8 protein-coding genes are annotated in these 14,577 nt (G+C 60.2%); 1 reads left to right on the forward strand and 7 read right to left on the reverse strand.

The genetic code is table 11. The annotated features are described in order from the left end of the window. Positions 1 to 2: 2 nt before the first annotated feature. The gene (locus H8F22_RS26140; protein WP_027924389.1) at positions 3 to 1,529 is read right to left on the reverse strand and encodes a CoA-acylating methylmalonate-semialdehyde dehydrogenase; all 1,527 of its coding nucleotides are present in this window, start codon (positions 1,527 to 1,529) and stop codon (positions 3 to 5) included. 163 nt (positions 1,530 to 1,692) lie between these two features. Between H8F22_RS26140 and H8F22_RS26145 the strand changes: the two genes are divergently transcribed. Further along, positions 1,693 to 2,640 carry a LysR family transcriptional regulator gene (locus tag H8F22_RS26145; protein ID WP_027924388.1) on the forward strand — a complete coding sequence of 316 codons (948 nt, stop codon included), beginning with the start codon at positions 1,693 to 1,695 and terminating at the stop codon, positions 2,638 to 2,640. Here the strand turns inward: H8F22_RS26145 and H8F22_RS26150 are convergent. From H8F22_RS26150 to recC, 6 genes are all read right to left on the reverse strand, one after another. Then, entirely contained in the window at positions 2,637 to 3,140 is a 504-nt protein-coding gene (locus H8F22_RS26150; RefSeq protein WP_027924387.1) for an OmpA family protein, read from the reverse strand. The genes H8F22_RS26145 and H8F22_RS26150 overlap by 4 nt on opposite strands. A 5-nt stretch (positions 3,141 to 3,145) precedes the next feature. Beyond that, positions 3,146 to 4,414, reverse strand: coding sequence for a diguanylate cyclase domain-containing protein (locus tag H8F22_RS26155; RefSeq protein ID WP_059181674.1), 1,269 nt, complete (start codon positions 4,412 to 4,414; stop codon positions 3,146 to 3,148). Further along, on the reverse strand, positions 4,411 to 4,986 hold the full coding sequence (locus tag H8F22_RS26160) for a YfiR family protein (RefSeq protein WP_194940859.1): 576 nt from the start codon (positions 4,984 to 4,986) through the stop codon (positions 4,411 to 4,413). The genes H8F22_RS26155 and H8F22_RS26160 overlap by 4 nt, the downstream gene beginning before the upstream one ends. A 118-nt stretch (positions 4,987 to 5,104) precedes the next feature. Next, positions 5,105 to 7,213: an exodeoxyribonuclease V subunit alpha gene (gene recD, locus H8F22_RS26165; RefSeq protein ID WP_194940860.1), complete on the reverse strand. Its 2,109-nt coding sequence runs from the start codon at positions 7,211 to 7,213 to the stop codon at positions 5,105 to 5,107. Then, positions 7,210 to 10,899: an exodeoxyribonuclease V subunit beta gene (gene recB / locus H8F22_RS26170; protein WP_194940861.1), complete on the reverse strand. Its 3,690-nt coding sequence runs from the start codon at positions 10,897 to 10,899 to the stop codon at positions 7,210 to 7,212. Before recB ends, recD begins: the two co-directional genes overlap by 4 nt. Then, complete coding sequence (gene recC, locus H8F22_RS26175) at positions 10,896 to 14,348, reverse strand: exodeoxyribonuclease V subunit gamma (protein ID WP_027924382.1); 3,453 nt, start codon at positions 14,346 to 14,348, stop codon at positions 10,896 to 10,898. The genes recB and recC overlap by 4 nt, the downstream gene beginning before the upstream one ends. Positions 14,349 to 14,577: the final 229 nt, after the last annotated feature.

The raw sequence follows: 14,577 nt of genomic DNA on the forward strand, positions 1-14,577 counted from the left end.
CCTTAACGCAAGTTGATGGTGGTGTTCACACCGTCGTTGACGCTGTCGTCATCGAACCAGCGACTGGTGACGGTCTTGGTCTGAGTGTAGAACTGCACCACTTGCTTGCCATACGGGCCGAGGTCGCCCAGCTTGGAACCGCGCGAACCGGTGAAGCTGAAGAATGGCACCGGCACCGGAATCGGGATGTTGATACCGACCTGGCCGACGTCGATTTCGTTCTGGAATTTACGTGCCGCCGCACCGCTCTGGGTGAACAGGCCTGTGCCGTTACCGAACGGGTTGGCATTGACCAGGGCAATGGCCTCGTCGAGCGTATTCACTTCCAGTACCACCAGCACCGGGCCGAAGATTTCCTGGGTGTAGATCTGCATGTCGGTGGTCACGCCGGAGAACAGGGTCGGGCCGACAAAGTTGCCCTTCTCGTAACCTGGAACCGTGATCTCGCGGCCGTCCAGTTCCAGTTTGGCGCCTTCCTTGATGCCGCTTTCGATCAGATCGAGAATGCGCTGTTTGGCTTTTTTCGAGATCACCGGGCCGACGTCAGTGCCTGGCTCGCTGCCGGCATTCACCGTCAGTTTCTGCGCCAGCGCTTTCAGGTCCGGCAACCACTGTTTGGCCGCGCCCACCAACACCACCACGGAGGTGGCCATGCAGCGTTGACCCGCCGCACCAAAACCGGCGCCGACCAGGGCATTCAGCGCTTGCTCGCGATTGGCATCCGGCAGCACCACGGCGTGGTTCTTCGCGCCCATCATCGATTGCACGCGCTTGCCGTGCTTGCCAGCCAGGTCGTAGACGTGCGTACCGACGGCGGTCGAACCGACGAAGGAAACCGCCTTGATGTCTTTGTGCGTACACAGCGCATCCACCACATCCTTGCCGCCATGCACGACGTTAAGCACGCCCGCCGGAACGCCAGCTTCGATGGCCAGTTCCACCAGGAGCATGGTCGACATCGGGTCCTGTTCGGACGGTTTGAGCACGAAGGTGTTCCCGCAGGCGATGGCCATCGGGAACATCCACAGTGGAATCATCGCCGGAAAGTTGAACGGGGTGATGCCGGCGCACACGCCGATTGGCTGACGCAGGGTGTAGGTGTCGACACCGCTCGCGACGTTCTCGGCGAATTCACCCATTTGCAGGCTGCCAATGGAGCACGCGTGCTCGACCACTTCCAGTCCACGGAAAATGTCGCCTTCAGCGTCGGCAATGGTTTTACCTTGCTCGGCGCTGAGGACCACGGCGATGCGTTTGGAGTGTTCACGAATCAGCGCCTGGAGCTTGAGCATGATGCGCATCCGCGCGCCGATCGGCGTCAGCTTCCAGGTCTGGAAGGCGCGATGGGCAGCACTGATCGCGGCGTCGACTTCTTCGGAGGTCGCAAACGGCACCTTGGCCAGCACTTGCTGGGTCGCCGGGTTGACGATGTCGTGCCATTCGGTGGACTTGGACTCGACCCATTGGCCGTCGATCAACAGCTTTACCGTTTGGACTGTGGTTTGGTCGGGCGTGAGCGATGCGTTCATGTGGGTCTCCGGATGTTTGCTTTTTATAGTTAGAGCTATCTTGGGAGCCAAGGCGAGACAGTCGCCTTGCGATGAGGCGTGTGCCGCGAATTGGTTGTGACGCTGTTTTTGGAGTATAGATGTGCAAACTTCTAATAAGAACGCACATAAAAGCCGGTCCATCATGCAAAAAAACATCACGTCGTTAGGCTCGCTGAACTGGGATGACCTCAAGTTTTTCCTCGAAGTCGCCCGCACCCGCAAGGCCAGCACCGCGGCCAAGCGCCTGGCGGTGGACTACACCACCGTGTCGCGGCGCATCAGTTCGCTGGAAGCGGCATTGGGGACTTTGTTGTTCGAGAAATCCCGGACCAGCGGCTTTGTCCTGACCGCTGAGGGTCAGCGATTGCTCGGTTATGCCGAGTCGATTGAAAGCACATTGCACATGGCCTGCGAGCAGGTGTCGGGGTCCGGGGTGGCATTGTCCGGCCACGTGCGCATGGGCTGCACCGAAGGCTTCGGCAGCTTTTTCATCACACCGCAACTGAGCCACTTCGTCGACGCCTACCCGGCCATCTCCGTCGACATCCTGCCGCTGCCGCACTTCATCAGCCTGTCCAAGCGCGAAGCCGACATCGTCATCGCCCTTGAGCGCCCGGAACACGGGCCGTACGTGTGCTGCAAACTCTGCGATTACCGCTTGCAGCTGTACGCGACCCAGGACTATCTGGACAAACACCCACCGATCCGCCGCCCGGCTGACCTGAGCAAGCATTCATTCATCAGTTATGTCGACGATTTGGCGTTCAGCTCAGAGCTGTTGTACCTGGCGAACGTATTGCCCGGCGCCAGTGCCAATTTGCGCAGTACCAGCGTGATCGCCCAGTTCGTGGCGGCGCAGCAAGGGCGGTCGCTGGCGATTCTGCCGTGCTTCCTGGCGGCTCAGGATCCACGGTTGCTGCCGGTGTTGCCGCAAGAGATCAACATTACGCGGCAGTTCTGGATGTACTGCCGCGAGGACTTGAGGAAGCTCAAGCGGATTACCCTGTTGTGGGATTACATCCGCTCGGTCACAGAGCAGAATCAGGCTCTGTTGATGGGTGAAACGCGCGAGATGCTGTTCGCCGATTAATCGGCGCTCACGACGATCGACACCCGGCGGTTCTCGGTACGACCCGTTGCCGTGGTGTTGGACGCCACCGGCTCGCTGCTGCCTAAACCGCGCAACTGGATGTTCTGTTCTTGCATGCCGACGGTGGTCAGCACTTTGCTGACACTTTTCGCACGGCGCAGGGACAGTTGTTGGTTGTAAGCCTCTTTGCCGGAGGCATCGGTGTGGCCATCGACCCGCACACGCTCGATGCCTACACCGAGCAATGATTGGCCGATGCGTTCGACGATTTCGGTACTGGCCGGATTCAGGCTGTCGTCGTCACTGCCAAACAGGACTTTGCCGGACAGGCCAAAGGCCCAGCCTTCATCGGTCAGTTCGAAACCTTGCTGTTTAAGCACGGTGATCTGCGCCGGGGTCAGGCCCTTTTGCGGTGCTGTCTGGCACCCGGTCAATGCCAGCAAGGCCATGAACAGGGTGATCGCGAAAAATCGCAGGGAACGCGGGGTCATAGAAAACAAAACAATCAGCTCCTGGTTTGAGCATGGGTGACAGGATGTTCCGATCCTGCCGTGCGCTGCGCGCCACGAGAGACGCGCTTGGCTTGGTACATGGCAGCGTCGGCGGCGTGGAGCAAAGTGCCTGGTGTGACGCCATGATCGGGGAACACCGCGATGCCGATACTGAGAGAGGTCAACACAGGGTTACCGCCCGGCAACGGGATCGGCGCTTCCATGCTGGCGAGGATCTTGTCGGCAATCCGCTCGGCGTCCTCGGTTTTGTGCAGCGGTGACAGCAGCACGGCAAACTCGTCACCGCCCAGACGCGCCACCAGGTCCTCTTCGCGAAGTTGTGCCCGAACGCGGGTCGCGACCGCCACGAGCACCGCATCACCGGCCGCGTGACCGAAGTTGTCGTTGATTTCCTTGAAGCGGTCGCTGTCGAGAAACAGCACAGCCACGCGTTCGTTGAGCTTGTTGGCGTTGCGCAATGCGCGAATCAACCGGCCTTCGAAAAAGGCCCGGTTCGGCAAACCGGTGAGGCTGTCATGGCTGGCCTGGTGCGCCAGGGTTTCGTTCTCGCTTTGCAGGTGGGTCTGCCAGGATTCGAGTTCATCGAGCAAGGCATTGAAGTCGTTGCCCAGATTGTCCAGTTCAGCGATGTCGGCGGGCGGCACGCGACGGTCGAATGCACGCTCGCTGCGAGCGGCGTGAGCCACAGCGGCGAGGCTTCGCAGCGGGCCGGTGATCCCGCGAAGTTGGCGCCGCGCCAGATACAGTGCGACCCAGGCACTGATTGCCGTACACAGGATAATGCCGACCAGACCACTGAGCAGAAAGCGCATCAGACTGCCGCCGTGTCCGGTGAGGTGGATGCTGCCGATCTCCCGGCCCTGATGAACTATCGGCAGGTCGATGGGTTTTTCCAGAAAGGTCTTGGCGATCTGCAATTCGAGATCGGAGAACAATCCGCTTTCCGAACGCTGCCAGCGCGCCAGTAACTGCCCTTTGGCGTCCAGCACCTGAGCGTCGGCGACTTCCTCGGTGGACGCGATCATCGCCAGCGCTTCGGTGGCGGCGGCTTTGTCGTTGAACACCACCGCTGCTTCAACGGTGTAATTGATCGAGCGAGCAATCAGGTGCAGGTTGTGGTCGGCGTAGACCCGCAACGCGAGAACGCCCAGCAGGGTCAGCGACACACTGGCCATGGCCACGGCAACCAGCGCGACGATCAGATGCCCACGACCGATGACTGAGCGCAAGGTCGGGCGAGTACCGGGCTTGAACAGGCTCATGTGGCCGCCGGCTTGCGGCGGGACAACTGCAACACACTGGGGTGAATGCGCACGCCACTGCGGGCGACGGAATCGAGGTTGACCTCGAAGGACACCTGCTCATCGCCGACCCGCAGGCAGAACAGGCTGCCGACGGTGCATTGATCGTCGCTTTCACTGATGCTCAGCACCGGGCGTCCCGTCAACGAGGCGAACAGCCGACTGCGTTCATCACCGGTCAGTTTGCCGATGTACACCGCATCGCACTCACCGACAATCGACGGATTGTCGGCCAGCAGGCGCCGCACGGTGACAGGCCGGCCAGTGGCCTGAGTGCTGCCTTTGAGCAGATCGTCGGTGTATGCAGTGGGGCCGACCACGCACAAACGCAGTTGCGCAGGCTCAACGGGCCAGCGGGCATAACTGAGAATGCCGAGCACCACTTGAGTGACCGATTGGGCACGCTGGTCAGCCATGCTCGACGGCGTTTGCGACTGCGCAAAAACGCTGCCGGACAGCCAGCAGAGCAGGCCAGCGAGCAACACTTGCTTGCCGCCAATGACGCGTCCTGTCGTCCAGGCAGCCACCTTCATGCAGTGATTCTCTTCGATCGTAGCGAAATAATATCGCACGATAGCATAGCGATGAAACACCCGCGAGGCCGCGTACTGCGGCGCTTTGAACGGTTTTTTGGCGCCGGAAACTCGCGCCTCAATCGCTCGGTGTAACCCCTTCTTCCAGCTCCAACATCAACCCGCTCAAGCGCTTGACCTTGCGCCGAACAGCCTCTTCAAATACACCGGTGCGAGGTTCGATCAAGGTGAACCAATGCTTGGCCCGGGTGATCCCGGTGTAGATCAGTTCCTTGGTGAGCACAGGGTTCAGGGCGTCCGGCAGAATCAGTGCCGTATGGGCAAATTCCGAGCCTTGGGATTTGTGCACGGTCATGGCGTAGACAGTTTCGACATCATTGAGCCGGCTCGGCAGCACAAACCGCACGCCGCCCTGACCATCATTACGCGGAAACGCCACGCGCAGCACCTGCTTGCCTGCTTCGGGCCCATCACGCTCCGGCAGCTTGAGCGCAATGCCGATGTCACCGTTCATCAACCCCAGGCCATAGTCGTTGCGGGTCATCAACACCGGCCGCCCTTCGTACCACTGCTGATCGCTGTCGATCAATCGGGCCTTGAGCAACGCGGCGGTCACTCGCTGGTTCAACCCTTCCACGCCCCAGGGGCCCTTGCGCACGGCGCACAACAACTGGAAAGCGTCGAAGGCTTGCAACACCTGACGCGCCCATTCGGTCCAGCGAGGATCGTCGAGCGGGCTGTCGAGCGCTGGCCGCTGATTGCGCAGAAGACTTAAATAGTGACGATAACCTTGCGGTCCTTCGCCATGGCCTTCAAGCAACAGACGCTCCAAAGCCCGGTCCTGTTCCCCCTTGAGCGGCAGGGAAAACACGTCGTCATGACTTCGTGCGGCCAACAGTTGGCGGGCGTGTTCGGGTTGTTGCTGATTGACCCAACGCGCCAGTTGACCAATGCCGCTGCCCTCGCCGAACCGCCGCGAGTGGCGCAGCATCACCACTTGTTGGGCCAGCGGACGAGTGCCTTGGGTGTCGGCCTGCAAACCACTGTTCTCCAGGTTTTCACCACTGACCGCTTCCAGCCACTGGCGAGTCTGCGGGTTGTACCAACCCGCCTCGGCATCCCGGCACAGGTCGCCCAATACAGCGCCGGCCTCTACCGAGGCCAGTTGATCCTTGTCCCCCAACAACACCAATCGAGCGTGAGCCGGCATTGCATCCAGCAGATTGGCCATCATTTCCAGGTCGATCATCGACGCTTCGTCGACCACCAACACATCCAGCGGCAAGCGGTTACCAGCGTGATGACGGAAATGTCGCGTACCGGGTCGACTGCCCAGCAAGCGGTGAACGGTGGTGACGTCCGACGGGATCTGGCCGCGAACTGATTCGGCGACTTGCAGGGTCCGGACTTGTTGGCTGATCGACTCCGTGAGCCGGGCCGCCGCTTTGCCGGTGGGTGCGGCCAGTCGGATACGCAGCGGTTTGCCAGCTTCCACTGCGGGCGCCTGGAGCAATGCCAGCAAGCGCACGACGGTGGTGGTTTTGCCGGTGCCCGGGCCGCCGGTGACGATGCTGAAGGCACTGCGGGTCGCCAAGGCACAGGCGAGTTTTTGCCAGTCGATCACCTCACCGGTTTTGGCGGAACCGAACAAACCGGTCAGGCGTTGGGATAAATCATCCGGCGTCGATTCGTGTTCTGCCAAGCGCAGGCGCAGGGCATCGTCGATGCGTCGCTCGTACGCCCAGTAGCGGCGCAGGTACAGGCGCTTTCCGGATAAAACCAAGGGCCGCGATTGCGACGCTTCACGCCCGTCTGCGGCCAGCGTCACCAGACTGCTCGAGGCCAGCACCTTGCACCAATGGGCACCGTCCAGAGCTTCAAGCAATTGCGACGGCAATAACATCGCGCCGCTGTGCACATCACCTTCAGGGGGCAGCGACAGGGCGAAATCCGGTTCTTTCAGGGTCTCGAACAGGTCCAGACACACATGGCCGTGGCCCAGCTGGTGACTGGTCAACGCGGCCGCGAGCAGCACCAACGGATCATCACCGGGCGCGAGTTCGTGGAGGAAGGCGACGAAGGCCTTGTCCAGCGCACGCAACCAGCCCCGTTCAACCCAGCGCGTCAGTAACAGCAGCAGGTCATCGGCACGGCTCAATGGCTCGAGATCCGCCAGGCTTTCCGCTGCCAAAGGTGTGGGCAACAAATCGGCGAAGGTGCGGCTCATAGCAGTACTCCCTGTTCCCATGCGGGTTCGGCCTTGGGTTCTGGCTTGCCCTGGAACATTTGGTCCAGTCGCTCGATGAGTGCTTTGGGTGGACGAGCGAAATACACACCTTGGGAGGCGGCACGCGTACCCCGCAAGAACAGGTACAGCGCCCCACCGACATGCCGGTCGTAATCGTAGTCGACCAGCCGCGCCTTGAGCTGTCGGTGCAAGGCCAACAGGTACAGCACGTATTGCAGGTCGTAGCGGTTATCGAGAATCGACTGTTCCATGGCCTGTTCGGTGTAAGCCGCGTCGTCAACGCCTAGCCAGTTGGATTTGTAATCGGCGACGTAATAACGCCCCTCATGCTCGAAGGTGAGGTCGATAAAACCCTTGAACATGCCATTGAGCAAGACCGGTTCGGCCGCCACTCGGGCAACGCCGTTGTGGGTGTGCTGACGCACCAGCTCATCCAGTTTCAGCACGTCGACTTTATGGCTGGCGAACCAGAACTCCATCTCGACCCGGTACTGAGTCAGTTGCTCGAAAATCACTGGGGCCTGCCCACCGCCAATGTGCAGCGGGGATTTGAGCAAATGTTGCAGCCAATCGCTCAGAGTGATGATCCAGCCTTCCCAACCACGGCGGTTGCAGCGCCGGGCGATCGCGTCTTCGATCGCTTGTGGAGTGGCGGCAAAACCTTCGTCGCCGGCCCACTCCAGCAAACCATGAAGAAAGGTGCCGGGATTGGGACCTCGGGGGAATCGATGGATATCACCGCCACCGGCCGCCACTTCTCGTGGTGCTTGCGGGTCGAGGCGTTCGTCGTCGAAGAGCTTTTGCGCTTGCGGGCTCTCCGGGGCTTCGTCACTGCCCACGCTCATACTGTCGCCAATGCGCAAGGCGCTGTACGAAGCGATCCACCAGTTTTCACTGGCCTTGCGTTTCGGGATGCGCAGCGCAAGCAAACTCGCCTGGTTTTGCGGTGGATGGTAAAGCTCGGCGGTGGCTGGCGGCATTTCAGCGTAAGTCAGCGCCGGGCAGTCCTGCTGCAAGTCCTCCAGCCAGCGCTTCAGGCCTGCCGAGTCGGCCAATAGCAAACCACCGCCCAACAGGTAACCCAACGCCGACAAGTGCAGCACCGAACTGTTGTTATTGCCGCGCTTGAGATCCGTCACGCCGAGCCAGCACGCATGTTGCGCACGAGTCAGGGCGACATACAGCAAGCGCAGATCCTCGGCCAGACGCTCATCGTCGGCCAGGGCAATCAACTCGGCAGTCGGCTTCAAACTCACCTGAGCCTTACCGTTTTCGTCGTGGTAATGCAGCGGCAAACGACTGCCATCCACTGGTTTCGCCGAACAGATGAAGGGCAGGAACACCAAGGGATATTCAAGGCCCTTGGACTTGTGAATGGTCACGACTTTGACGAGTTGTTCATCGCTTTCCAGGCGCAGAATCTGTTCTTCGCCCGCCTGGCCTGACAACGCCAGATGCTCGGACAAGTGACGGATCAGTGCCTGCTCGCCATCGAGTTCGGCCGCTGCCTGCTGCAGCAATTCGGACAGGTGCAGCAGGTTAGTCAGAACTCGCTCGCCGTCGCTGCGTGCGATTAATGCCTGCGGGAGCTGGAAGTCATGCAGCAAACGTCGCAGCATCGGCAGCACGCCCTGCTTGCGCCAGAGCTCGCGATACCCACGGAACTGCATGACCCGTGCTTCCCAGGCAAGTTCGTCCTGATTCAATCGCTCCAGTTCACCCAGCGACAGATTAAGCGTGATGCAGGCCAACGCCGCCCGCAGTGGACGCTCGACATCGGGCTCGGCACAGGCTTTGAGCCAGGTCAGCACGTCGTGAGCTTCCTGTGCGGCGAACACCGAATCCTTGTCCGACAGATAGACGCTGCGCACACCTCGGGCCGAGAGTTCGCCGCGCACCGCTTGAGCTTCTTTACCATCGCGGACAAGGATCGCGATATCGGCTGGCAGCAGGCCTCTGAAAGCCTTTCCGTCCTCGACGAAACCCGCCTGACGTTGTTGCCCTCCATTAAGCAATGCAGTGATTTCACTGGCGCAGGCGGCGGCCAATTGTTGCCGGTACACCGCGCCGGACAGGGGTTGTTCTGCGGACAAATGCCAGATATTCAGGGACGGAACCACTTGGCCCGCTACGCGCAGAACCTCTTTGCGTCCTTGGGACTCCACGGGCAGAAACGGAACCGGGTTGTCGCCATTTTTTTCCCGAAACAGAAACGCGCCGCGCCCCGACTCACGAGACTCGGCGCGTTCGAACACATGGTTAACCGCATTGACCATGCCGTGGCTGGAGCGGAAGTTGGTGCCCAGCGTATGCAGTCGGCCGGTCGTGGCCTGACGGGCACGCAGGTAGGTGTATATGTCGGCACCTCGGAACGCGTAGATCGCCTGCTTCGGGTCGCCGATCAGGAACAGGCCGCACTCGGGATTGTTGTCTTCGATGCGATAGATGCTTTCGAAGATCCGGTATTGCACCGGGTCGGTGTCCTGGAATTCGTCGATCAACGCGACCGGGAACTGCTCTCGAATCAGGGTCGCCAGACGCTCGCCGCCTTCGGACTGCAAAGCGGCATCCAGGCGCAGCAGCATGTCGTCGAAGCCCATCTCCGCGCGGCGACGCTTTTCTTCTTCGAACCGCGCGCCCACCCAGTGGGCTGCGTGTTGCAGAACGGCCGCGTCTGGGGTTGGCAGACCGTCGAGGCTGGCCTTGAGGCCGGGCATTGCGTCCAATCCAGGATGACGGGGTACTTCGCCTTTCCAGGCTTCGGCCATGCCGTCCGGCGTCAGACGAGTAAAACCGGTGCCGATGTCCAGTTGTTCAAGCGCTTCATCTTCGGCCCAGGCTTTGATTTTTTCGAACCAGGGCTCGAAGTAGCGTGCCTGCATTTTTCGACCGTCGACGCTCTTGCTCGCAACCCCCTGGTGACAAATCACCAGCAGCTCGTCCGCCCATTGGCGCCAAGGCATCTTGAGTTCGAGCAACGCGCTTCGTCGTTCCTGCAAACATTCGCTGATCAGTTCGGCCGGCTCTTTTCCTTCGACACTGTCGCGTTCACTGGCAAACAAACCGCGCACGCGCGGCAACAACGCCGCCGGACCGCCCCAATTGCTGCGGACCCAATTGAGTGCATCGCCTTGCATCGGGTAACAAAACAGCCGCCAGTAATCGCGCAGGACTTCGCCCAGCAAATCGCTGTGATCGGTTTCCAGGGTCTGGGTAAACAGGCTGCCGCTATCGAAGGCGTGTTCGCGCAGCATGCGCTGACACCAACTGTGGATAGTCGAGACGGCCGCCTCATCCATCCATTGCGCGGCGATGTCCAGGCGGTTAGCGCAGCCCGACCATTGTTCGGGCAGGTACTGATCACGCAGTTCGGCAATGAGGCCATCCGGTGCCGGGGTCTCATCACGGAAGAATCGCGCGGCCTCCGCCAAGCGTGTACGGATACGTTCACGCAGCTCTTTGGTGGCGGCATCGGTGAAGGTCACAACGAGGATTTGCGGCGGCAACAGTTCACGCCCGAAACCACTCGCGTCACTGCCGTGCCCCAGGACAAGGCGCAGATAAAGTGCGGAAATAGTGAAGGTCTTGCCGGTCCCGGCGCTGGCTTCGATCAGTTGGCTGCCGCGCAGGGGGAAGGCCAGCGCCAGTGGTGTTTTTGTGGTCATGAACGAGCCCCCTCGCTGGTCAGTGATCGCCACGGGGCTTCAAGCATCGGTTTGTACAAGGCGTTGCACCAGTCGGGGAACGTTTCGTCGGCGAGCAGCGCGTCGTAGTCAGCAAATTGTCGGGTGAGTGCGGGGCTTTCGCGGCGCTCTCCGTCAGTGGTCTGGCCATCGCCTTCATAGGCTTTGCGGGCAGCGGCTTCGGCCTTCAGCGGATCGGTCTGACCAAGCCAGGCGAAGGCCGTTTTGACTGCAACCGGCAGGGGTTGACGCATGCCCGCCTGCCAGGCCTCCAGAAGGTGTCCGAGCGTTTTCAGTGCGACACCCTTCTCCAGCGGCTCCAGCAGCAGGCTATCGTCGCTGGCCACCAGTGCGGTGGTCATCGGTATGCCGCTGGCGCAGGCCACCAGATGATTGACCCAGGGCCGCGTCAATCGGTGCCATTTGCGGTTTTTGATTGAGCCAATGCTGTTGGGGATGGTGGTGACCGACAGCAAGCCACCGTCTGCACGCTGGTGCAAACCACTGAGCCAACCTTCGAGGCGCAGGCCTTCCAACTCGAGGTTCACAGGCAAAGCGCTGGTCAGCGGAGTCGGCCATAGCGCCAGGAGCTGTTGATAACGCTGCAGCAGATCCGGAAGCGGTTCGATCAACTCACGCTGGAGGCATTCGCCGAATCCGGCCATGGGCAGCAGCCCACTGTTTTGCAGGCGTTTGGCCTGGTCATCCAGTGCCTGATCGGCGTGATCAATGCGTCCCATAGCCGCTGCAAGCAAACTGTCACTGAGGTTGTAGCGTTGCAGCGCATCGAGGACAAAGGGTTCTTCATCGGCCAAGGGCACTTCAGCCGCTTCGAAGAACACCTTGAGCCGCTGGCTGAAAAAATGTCGCACGGGATTGCGCAGGAAGTCCTGCAGTTGACCGAGACTTAGTGGCTCCTCTTGTACGTAAGCTTCAAGTACTTCGCCTTCTGCCACCTGATGGGTGATTTGATGAAGTACCTGCCACTCATTGGCGTAGCTGAACAGTGCGTCACCCTCATGGAAGTAACGTGCGCTGAAGGGCTGTAATGGGTGCTCTTGAGTCATGGCCTCCAGCAGGTCCTTGTCCTCATCCTGCAATCGCCAGCCACTGGCGAGATGGTCTCGCAGTTGGCCAATCAGCACGGAGGCCGGACGTTCGCTGTTATCCCGGATGCTTCGGCCCACCCAGCTGATGTAGAGCTGATCTCGTGCCGACAACAGCGCTTCCAACAGAAGATAACGGTCATCTTCACGACGGGAGCGATCGCCTGGGCGGTAGTCACTGCCCATGAGATCGAAATCCAGTGGCGGTTGCGCACGAGGGTAGTCGCCATCGTTCATGCCCAGCAGACAGACGCGTTTAAACGGGATCGCCCGCATCGGCATCAAGGTGCAGAAGTTAACGGCACCGGCCAGAAAGCGCTGGGACAGGCGCCCCTGATCCAGTCCGGCCAACCACGCTTCCCGAACCACGGTCAGCGGCAAATCGTCCTGTAAACCTACGGACTCACAGGTGTCGAGCCAGGTTTCGCGCAACTCTTCGAGCTGGGCGAGCAAGTAGTCATCGTGCTCATTGCTGGCCAGGAAGAACAGCTGCACCAATGCTTGCAAGCGCACGCCCCACTCTTTGGGCGGTGCCGGTTGAGTCAATTCCTGATGGGCGATTTCCAACGCATCCAGCAGGGCCACCAAAGGCCCGATCAGCGCGGCCTCCAGACCACCAATTTCGTCGTAAGGCTCGATGCCTTCGCACGCAAGGGCACTGCCCACGGCATAACCCAGCAGCATCCGGCGCAGGCCGAATCGCCAACTGTTTTGCTCCAGTGCTTCAGGCAACCCCAGACCTGCACGCTGCTCGGCATTCATGCCCCAGCGGATGCCCGCACCTTCGATCCACCGGTGCAGCGTTGGCAGGTCACGCTCCTCGACGCCGAAGCGGGCTCGTAATGCTGGAACGTCCAGCAGGTCGAGGATCTCGCTGACGGGGAAGCGGCTGTCGGGAAGTTTGAGCAGGTGTTCGACCGCGATCAGCAGGGGATCGCGACCACGCTGGCCCTGATCCGCGAGCGTGAAAGGAATGAAACGAGGGTCCTGACGTTCAAGCTGACCGAATACGGCGCGAATATGCGGTGCGTAACTGTCGATGTCCGGGACCATCACAATGATGTCGCGAGGCCTTAGATCGGGATCAGCGCTGAAGCGTGCCAGGAGCTGATCATGAAGGATCTCTACTTCACGCTGGGCACTGTGAGCGATGTGAAAACGGATCGACTCGTCCTGCTCAAGATCGACGGCGGGCCAGCACTCCCGTGTTTCGCTCAGTGGGCGTAATTCGAGAATGTCGTCCTGCAATTGATTGAGCATGTTCTTTGGCTGATTATCGCTGAACAGGTCGATGCGACCGTCACGAAATGCAGCGCTATAGCTGTTGGGATCGTCATAGCTGTCGAGAAGATTGATGTAGTCCCGACCCTGCTTTCCCCAGGCAGCCAGCAGCGGATGAGCATGCTGGTGGAGGGTTTGCGGGTCGAGCACAACGGGCATGCCACTCTTGCGAGACTGACGCTTGTATTGATGCCGGAGCAGGTCTTTATCGGCGACGATGTCGGCCCAATGGTAACGACACGGGTTATGCACACACAGCAAAACCTGACTGAAACGAGCCAGTCCGGCGAGTGCTTCGAGTGCTTGAGCAGGCAGCGAAGAAATCCCGAAAACGATCACCCGTGCAGGCAATCCGCTGGGGGCGACGTCGAGGCTGTTGATGCGTTCGATAAACCGCTGATGAACGCCGGCACGGCTTTGCGCCATGCCTTCCTCACCCACATCCAGCAACAGCGCTCGCCATAATTCGGCCTGCCAGCAGTTGGCCGGGGCCAGTGGCTTGGCTTCGCCTCTGCCGTTGCGCAATTGGTGACGACCTTCTGCCCAGTCTTCGAGCCAGTCGGCGCGGTAGACCTGGTATTGGTCGAACAAGTCGGCGAGTCGCTCAGCTAACTGGTAGCGCTTACGCAAATCGGTGTCATGGGTCAGGAAGCGCTGCAGTGGCTCAAAGTGCGGCTGGTTGATCAGTTGCGGGAGCAGACGCATCAAACGCCAGGTCAGGGGCGCTTTATCGAGCAACGATTTGACCGGGATTTCATCCCGTCCAAGGACCATGCGATAAAGCTGCCACATGAAGCTACCGGGTAACTGCACGTCGATGGCGGCGGCAATACCGCAGCCGCCCATGTCATCCTCTTCCGGATCTTCGGCAAGGGCCAGCTTGAGCCACTGCGCGATGCCATTGCTCTGTACCAAGGCGATTTCATTTTCCAGGGGAGCCAGCGGATAACGCCGCATTACGCTGATCACCAGGCTGCGCAGTTCATTCAGACTGTTGCTTTGAACCACCATAAAAGCAGCATTGAGGGACGTGGCGTCCGGCATAAAGGCTTCCTTGGGAAAATACAAACGCTAGGGCCGAACCTTAGCATTGTCGGGAGACTGTGACAGCCGGGAGCTGTCCGGTAATGCTGTACGAACTTTCCTGCGGGCAAAACAAAACCCCTACCTGCATACGCAGATAGGGGTTTCGGAATTTAATCTTGACGATGACCTACTCTCACATGGGGAAACCCCACACTACCATCGGCGATGCATCGTTTCACTGCTGAGT

This window comes from Pseudomonas mucoides, from assembly GCF_015461845.1.
GTDB classification, from domain to species: Bacteria; Pseudomonadota; Gammaproteobacteria; order Pseudomonadales; family Pseudomonadaceae; genus Aquipseudomonas; species Aquipseudomonas mucoides.